Annotated in this window: 8 protein-coding genes; 7 read left to right on the top strand and 1 reads right to left on the bottom strand. The window is 73.6% G+C overall.

Annotated elements, in window-relative coordinates; all coding sequences use genetic code 11:
• Nucleotides 1-144 precede the first annotated feature (144 nt).
• From ACIQI7_RS06290 to ACIQI7_RS06270, 5 genes are all read left to right on the top strand, one after another.
• The gene (locus ACIQI7_RS06290; RefSeq protein WP_387751897.1) at nucleotides 145-609 is read left to right on the top strand and encodes an SRPBCC family protein; all 465 of its coding nucleotides are present in this window, start codon (nucleotides 145-147) and stop codon (nucleotides 607-609) included.
• Between the two features lie 87 nt (nucleotides 610-696).
• Nucleotides 697-1359, top strand: coding sequence for a hypothetical protein (locus ACIQI7_RS06285; protein ID WP_401105656.1), 663 nt, complete (start codon nucleotides 697-699; stop codon nucleotides 1357-1359).
• A 112-nt stretch (nucleotides 1360-1471) separates the two neighbouring features.
• Nucleotides 1472-2263: a DsbA family protein gene (locus ACIQI7_RS06280; protein ID WP_401105654.1), complete on the top strand. Its 792-nt coding sequence runs from the start codon at nucleotides 1472-1474 to the stop codon at nucleotides 2261-2263.
• The gene (locus ACIQI7_RS06275) at nucleotides 2260-2880 is read left to right on the top strand and encodes a vitamin K epoxide reductase family protein (protein WP_401105652.1); all 621 of its coding nucleotides are present in this window, start codon (nucleotides 2260-2262) and stop codon (nucleotides 2878-2880) included. The genes ACIQI7_RS06280 and ACIQI7_RS06275 overlap by 4 nt, the downstream gene beginning before the upstream one ends.
• 62 nt (nucleotides 2881-2942) lie before the next feature.
• A complete protein-coding gene (locus ACIQI7_RS06270) occupies nucleotides 2943-3437 on the top strand; it encodes a dihydrofolate reductase family protein (RefSeq protein ID WP_401105697.1) in 495 nt (164 codons plus the stop codon).
• Between the two features lie 119 nt (nucleotides 3438-3556).
• Here the strand turns inward: ACIQI7_RS06270 and ACIQI7_RS06265 are convergent, their stop codons facing one another.
• Nucleotides 3557-4540 carry an adenosine deaminase gene (locus ACIQI7_RS06265; RefSeq protein WP_401105651.1) on the bottom strand — a complete coding sequence of 328 codons (984 nt, stop codon included), beginning with the start codon at nucleotides 4538-4540 and terminating at the stop codon, nucleotides 3557-3559.
• 139 nt (nucleotides 4541-4679) lie between these two features.
• Here ACIQI7_RS06265 and ACIQI7_RS06260 point away from each other — a divergent pair, with 139 nt between their 5' ends.
• On the top strand, nucleotides 4680-4961 hold the full coding sequence (locus tag ACIQI7_RS06260) for a DUF6158 family protein (RefSeq protein ID WP_360339450.1): 282 nt from the start codon (nucleotides 4680-4682) through the stop codon (nucleotides 4959-4961).
• 121 nt (nucleotides 4962-5082) lie between these two features.
• On the top strand, nucleotides 5083-6471 hold the full coding sequence (locus ACIQI7_RS06255; RefSeq protein ID WP_401105649.1) for an NADP-dependent succinic semialdehyde dehydrogenase: 1389 nt from the start codon (nucleotides 5083-5085) through the stop codon (nucleotides 6469-6471).
• The last annotated feature ends 2 nt before the right edge of the window (nucleotides 6472-6473 follow it).

The raw sequence follows: 6473 nt of genomic DNA, 5'->3' as shown, positions 1-6473 counted from the left end.
CCGCGCGCCCCCACAACCCCCACCGGCAGCACCCCCCCCCCCCCCGGCCCCCCACCCTCCCGAAAGCCCACCCACCCCCGAAGACCCCCCATTGCCCCCCACCCCCCCAAGGCGCACGCTGGACCCAAGGGAGGTCCCCACCCCATGAGCACCCTCGAGGAACAGATCGACATCGCCGCCCCCGTCCTCGCCGCCTGGGAGCAACTGCACCGGGTGCACGAGTACCCCCGGTTCGTCGACGGCGTCCGCAGCGCCCACCCGCACGGCCGGAACCTCGCCCACCTCGGGGTGGAGGTCGCCGGCGCCGAGCGCGCGGTCGACGCCGAGATCACCGACCGCGGCCGGGGCAGGGTGATGGCGTGGCGGACCCTGGACTCGCTCCGGCTGCGCGGCGCCTTCGCCCTGCGGCCGCTGGACGCCCGGCACACCCGGGTGCAGATCCGGGTGGAGTACGACCCGGAGGCGGTGCACCGGGAGTTCGGCGGGCCGCGCGGTTTCGCCCAGGCCGGGGCGATCGAGCGGGCGGTGCGCGAGGACCTGGAGCACTTCCGGGAACTGGTCGAGGCCCGGGTGAACGCCGCCGACGACAAACCCGTAAGCGCCGGATAAGCCCAGCTCAGTACGGGTGGTGAGGCTCTTCACAGCACACCGCCCGACAGAACGTTCCAGTTTCAACCTGTGGCAGACTCGGGTCCCATGGACATCGGCCCGGTCACCAGGACGCTCCGCGCGGCGGTCTTCGCCGCGCTGGTCGTGCTGCTCGCCGGGCTGGGCCAGGTGCTGGTCACCGGCCGCGCGCTGCCGGTCGCTCCGATGCTGCTGGCCGGGGCCGCCGTGTTCGCGGTGGCCTTCGCTCTGGTGGGCCGCGAGCGCGGCTTCCCGGCGGTCGCGGCGGTGTTCCTCCCGCTGGAGCTGGGCGCCGGCGCGCTGTTCGACCTGGCCCAGAGCAGCTGTCCCTCGCTGCCGCCCGGTGCCGGGCACGGCCTGCAGCCGCTGCTTTGCGGCGGCGGCTCGCTCGGCGGCTTCCTGCTCGGCCACGGCGTCCCGGCGCGGACCGGCGTGCTGCTGCTCCTGCTGCTGCTGCACACGGTGATCGCACTGTCCGGTGCCTACTGGCTGCGCCGCGCGGACGCCGCGCTGTGCTGCCTGGCCGGCGCCGTCCGGATGCTCGGCGAGTTCCTGCAGCGCCACCTGCCGGCCGCCGCCCGCTGGCTGCGGCTGCTGGCCGCCCCGCTGCCGGCCCGTCCGCCGGCGCGGGTGCCGTTCCCCCGGGCCAGCCGCGTGCTGGTCCCCGCCGAGGACGTCGTCGTCCGTCCGGCCGTCCGGCGTGGTCCGCCGGTGTTCGCCCTGGCCGTCTGAGCCGCGGGCCTCCCGCCCGGTACCGCTCGGCCGGCTGTCTCTCTCCCCTCGCGCGGGCCCCGACCGGGCCGCGCGCGCCCTCCCGTACGCCCGAGAGCACAGGACGACACCCATGAGCAACACCCGCAGGACCGCCCGGAAGTCCTCCGCCACCGACCGCATGCGCGCCGCCCGCGCCCAGGCCGAGCGCTCCGAGCGCGTCCGCCGCCGGGTGGTGGTCGGCGGCGTCTCCGCCGCCGTGCTCGCCCTCGCGGCGGGCGTGGCCTTCGCCGTCGGCGGCGCCTCCGGCTCCGGTTCGAACGCCGCGAGCGGCCCGCTGGTCGTCCCGGCCAACGCGGGCGGTGGCAACGGCACCGTGGTCACCTACGGCAAGGCCGACGCCCCGCACACCCTGGAGGTCTACGAGGACTTCCGCTGCCCGTACTGCGAGCAGCTGGAGACCACCACCGGCAAGGCGATCCAGCAGCTCGCCGACGACGGCACGTACAAGGTCGAGTACCACCTGGCGACGTTCCTGGACGACAACCTCGGCGGCAAGGGCTCGCGCACCGCGCTGGCCGCCGCCGGCGCCGCGCTGAACGAGGGCGTGGACAAGTTCAAGGCCTTCCACGACGTGCTGTACGCCAACCAGCCGGACGAGCGCAGCGACGCCTTCGGCGACGTCAACCACCTCCTGGACCTGGCCGGCCAGGTACCCGGCCTGAAGACCGACGGCTTCGTGAAGGCCGTCCAGGACGGCACCTACGCCCCGTGGGCCGCCAAGGTCAACGAGGAGTTCAACAAGAGCGACGTCACCGGCACGCCGACCGTCAAGCTGGACGGGAAGAAGCTGGACGTCCTGAGCAACGGCAAGGCCGTCTCGCCCGAGCAGTTCACCGCGATGGTCAAGCAGGTGACCGGATGACGGCCGGCTCCCCCGCGGTGCGGCCCGGTTTCGGCGCGAGCCGCCCGTTCGCCTGGCTGCTGCTGATCGGCGGCGCGGTCGGCCTGTTCGCCTCGGCGGTCCTCACCCTGGACAAGATCCGGCTGCTGGAGGACCCGTCCTACGTCCCGAACTGCAACATCAACCCGATCATCAGCTGCGGTTCGATCATGCGCAGCGACCAGGCGGAGGCCTTCGGCTTCCCCAACCCGCTGATCGGGCTGGTCGCCTTCGGCGCGCTGACGGCGATCGGCGCGGGACTGCTCGCCGGGGCCGCCCACCGGCGCTGGTTCTGGCTCGGCCTGCAGGCCGGGACGGTGTTCGGGATCGGCTTCGTGACCTGGCTGATGTACCAGGCGCTGTACCGGATCGGCGCGCTGTGCCCGTACTGCATGGTGGTGTGGGCCGCGGTGATCCCGCTGTTCTGGTACACCACGCTGCACAACCTGCGCTCGGGCGTGATCCCGGTGGGCCCGCGGCTGCGGGTGGCCGTGCGGGAGGCGGCCCGCTACCACTGGGTCGTCCCGGCCCTGGGGTACGCGGTGATCGCGCTGCTGATCCTCAACCGGTTCTGGTACTACTGGAGCACCCTGATCTGATCGCCGTCCGCCGCCCTCCCGTTCCGCGGGGAGGGCGGCGGACCGTCCTCCCGGTGGGTGCCATGCGCCGCAGGATCGTCCTCTTCGTGTCCCTCTCGGTCGACGGCTACTTCGAGGGCCCGGACCACGACCTCGGCTGGCACCTGGTCGACGACGAGGTGCACACCCACTTCAACCGGGAACTCGCCCGTATGGGTGGTTTCGTCTCCGGCCGGGTGACGCACGAGCTGATGGCCTCCTTCTGGCCGACCGCCGACCAAAATCCGGACGCCGACGCCCCGATGGTCGAGTTCGCGGGCATCTGGCGCGCGATGCCGAAGACCGTCTTCTCCCGCACCCTGGACCGCGCCGACTGGGACACCACCGTCGTCCGCGAGGTCACCCCCGAGACGGTGGCCGCCCTCACCGCCGGCCCCGGCGGGGACCTCTCCCTCAGCGGCGCGAACCTGGCCGAGTCCTTCCTCGCCCAGGACCTCGTCGACGAGTTCCGCCTCTACGTCCACCCCGTCGTGCTCGGCCGCGGCACCCTGTTCTTCCGCCCGGCCGACTCGCCCTGAAGGACACCCACCGCTTCACCAACGGCGTCACCCTGCTCCACTACGAGCGCGTAGGCCCGTCGCCCCTGGACGGGTGACGGGCCGACGCGCTGCCGCGCGGGGCCGCCGCGCCAAGAGGATCAGAAGGCGTACGCCTCCACCTCGGCGAGGAGTTCCGCCCGGCGCCGCTCGCTGATGAACGAGGCGCGGAAGGAGTTGGCGGCCAGCAGCCGCATGGCCTCCCGGTCGAGGGCGAGGGCTTCGCGCACGGCGCGGAAGTTGTCCTCCACGTACCCGCCGAAGTACGCCGGGTCGTCGGAGTTGACGGTGACCAGCAGGCCGGCCTCCAGCATCTCCCGCAGCGGGTGGTCGGCGAGGGTGTCGACGCAGCGCAGCCGGACGTTGGAGAGCGGGCAGAGGGTCAGCGGGATCTGCTCGCGGACCAGCCGGGCGACCAGCTCGCCGTCCTCCAGGCAGCGCAACCCGTGGTCGATCCGCTCCACGCCGAGGACGTCCAGCGCCTCGGTGACGTACGAGGCCGGGCCCTCCTCACCCGCGTGGGCGACCCGGCGCAGCCCGGCCTCGGCGGCCCGGCGGTACACCTCGCGGAACTTCACCGGCGGGTGGCCGACCTCGGCGGAGTCCAGGCCGATGCCGGCGATCCGGTCGAAGTAGGGGCGGGCGGCCTCGAAGGTCTCCAGCGCGGACTCGGCGGACTCGTCCCGCAGGAAGCACATGATCAGCTGGGTGCTGATGCCGTACCGCTCCTCGCCGCGCTCCAGCGCCCGGGTCAGCCCGTCCACCACCACGCCCAGCGGCACCCCGCGCGCGGTGTGCGCCTGCGGGTCGAAGAAGATCTCCGCGTGGCGGACGCCCTGCTCGGCCGCCCGCGCCAGGTAGGCGTCGGCGAGGTCGGCGAAGTCGTCCTCGGTGCGCAGCACGGCCATCAGCGCGTAGTAGAGGTCCAGGAAGGACTGGAGGTCGCTGAAGGAGTACGCCTCGCGCAGCGCCTCGGTGTCGGCGTACGGCAGCTCGACGCCGTTGCGGGCGGCGAGCGCGAAGGCGAGTTCGGGCTCCAGGGTGCCTTCGATGTGCAGGTGGAGTTCGGCCTTGGGAAGCGGCATGTGCGATCTGTCCGAGCTGTAGCGGGTGGTCCTGGGAGGTCGTGAAGGATTCATCCTATGATCCGCGCGCTGATGAACGGGTGCACCGACGGCGCTCCGCGGGCACCCTGGAGGAGGGGACTTCGCCGAGGAGGCACCGATGCGGCACGCCGACGACCCGCACATCCGGCCCGCGGGCATCTCCCCGCACGCCCTGGGCAACGACACGCTGCTGCACGAGCTGGAGCAGCTCCACCGCACGCGCCACGAGACCTTCCTGTACGGCTCGGAGGAGGCGCTGAAGCGGCACACGCTGCGCACCGGGGAGCTGGAGGCCGAGTACCTGCACCGCTTCCCCAACCGGCAGGTGACCGCCGCCCGGACCAGGGCCGGGGCCCGCGCCCGGGAGGCGGCGGCCCGGGTGGAGTCGCTGCCGGAGTGAGCGTGCCCGGCCGCGCGCCCGCCGGGACACGCCGGGCGCGCGGTGGCGTGCCCGGAGCCGGGCGGTCGGGGAGGGTGTGAGGGCAGATCCACCGGATCCTCACCCCTCCTGGGAGCCCCGCATGCCCATCGCCAGCGTCAACCCCGCGACCGGCGAGACCGTCCAGACCTTCGAAGCGCTCGACGCGGCCGGCGTCGAGCGGCGGCTGGCCCGCGCCGAGGCCGCCTTCCACGGCTACCGCGGCACCTCGTTCGCCGCCCGCGCCGAACTGCTGCACCGCGCCGCCGACCTGCTGGAGCGGGACCAGGAGGCGGTCGCCCGCACCATGACCGAGGAGATGGGCAAACCGCTGGCCGCCGCCCGCGCCGAGGCCGCCAAGTGCGCGAAGGCGATGCACTGGTACGCGGACAACGCCGAGGCGCTGCTCGCCGACGAGCACCCGGCCCCGGCCGACGTCGCCGACTCCGGCGCCGCCCGCGCCTACGTCCGCTACCGTCCGCTCGGCCCGGTGCTGGCCGTGATGCCGTGGAACTTCCCGTTCTGGCAGGTGGTCCGGTTCGCCGCGCCGGCCCTGATGGCGGGCAACGTCGGCCTGCTGAAGCACGCGTCCAACGTGCCGCGCACCGCGCTGGCGATCGAGGAGCTGTTCCGGCGGGCCGGCTTCCCGGAGGGCTGCTTCCAGACCCTGCTGATCGGATCGGGCGAGGTGGAGGGGGTGGTCCGGGACCGCCGGGTCGCCGCCGTCACCCTCACCGGCAGCGAGCCGGCCGGGCGGGCGGTCGCGGCCGCCGCCGCGGACGAGGTGAAGAAGGCCGTCCTGGAGCTGGGCGGCAGCGACCCGTTCGTCGTGCTGCCGAGCGCCGACCTGGACGCCGCGGTGCGCACCGCCGTCCGGGCCCGGGTGCAGAACAACGGCCAGTCCTGCATCGCCGCCAAGCGCTTCATCGTGCACACCGACGTGTACGACCGCTTCACCGCCGCCTTCACCGCGGCGATGAGCGCGCTGAAGGTCGGCGACCCGATGGACGAGGCCACCGACGTCGGCCCGTTGGCCAGCCGCCAGGGCCGGGACGACCTGGAGGAGCTGGTCGAGGACGCCCGCACCCGCGGCGCCCGGGTGGAGTGCGGCGGCGGGCGCCCGGAGGGCTGGGACACCGGCTGGTTCTACGAGCCGACGGTGCTGACCGGCATCACCCCGGCGATGCGGATCCACCAGGAGGAGACCTTCGGCCCGGTCGCCACCGTCTACCGGGTGGCCGACCTGGACGAGGCGGTGGCGGTCGCCAACGACACCCCGTTCGGGCTCAGCGCCAACGTCTGGACCACCGACGAGGCGGAGCGGGAGCGCTTCGTCCGGGATATCCAGGCCGGCGGGGTGTTCTTCAACGGGATGACGGCCTCCCACCCGGCGCTGCCGTTCGGCGGGGTCAAGCGCTCCGGGTTCGGGCGGGAGCTGTCCGGGCACGGGATCCGGGAGTTCTGCAACGTCACCACGGTGTGGATCGGCTGAGC

Origin of the sequence: Kitasatospora sp. NPDC092039 (assembly GCF_044756065.1) — a bacterium.
GTDB lineage: Bacteria > Actinomycetota > Actinomycetes > Streptomycetales > Streptomycetaceae > Kitasatospora.
Note: the sequence above shows the minus strand (reverse complement) of the source record. Positions and strands in the feature narration are given on the sequence as shown.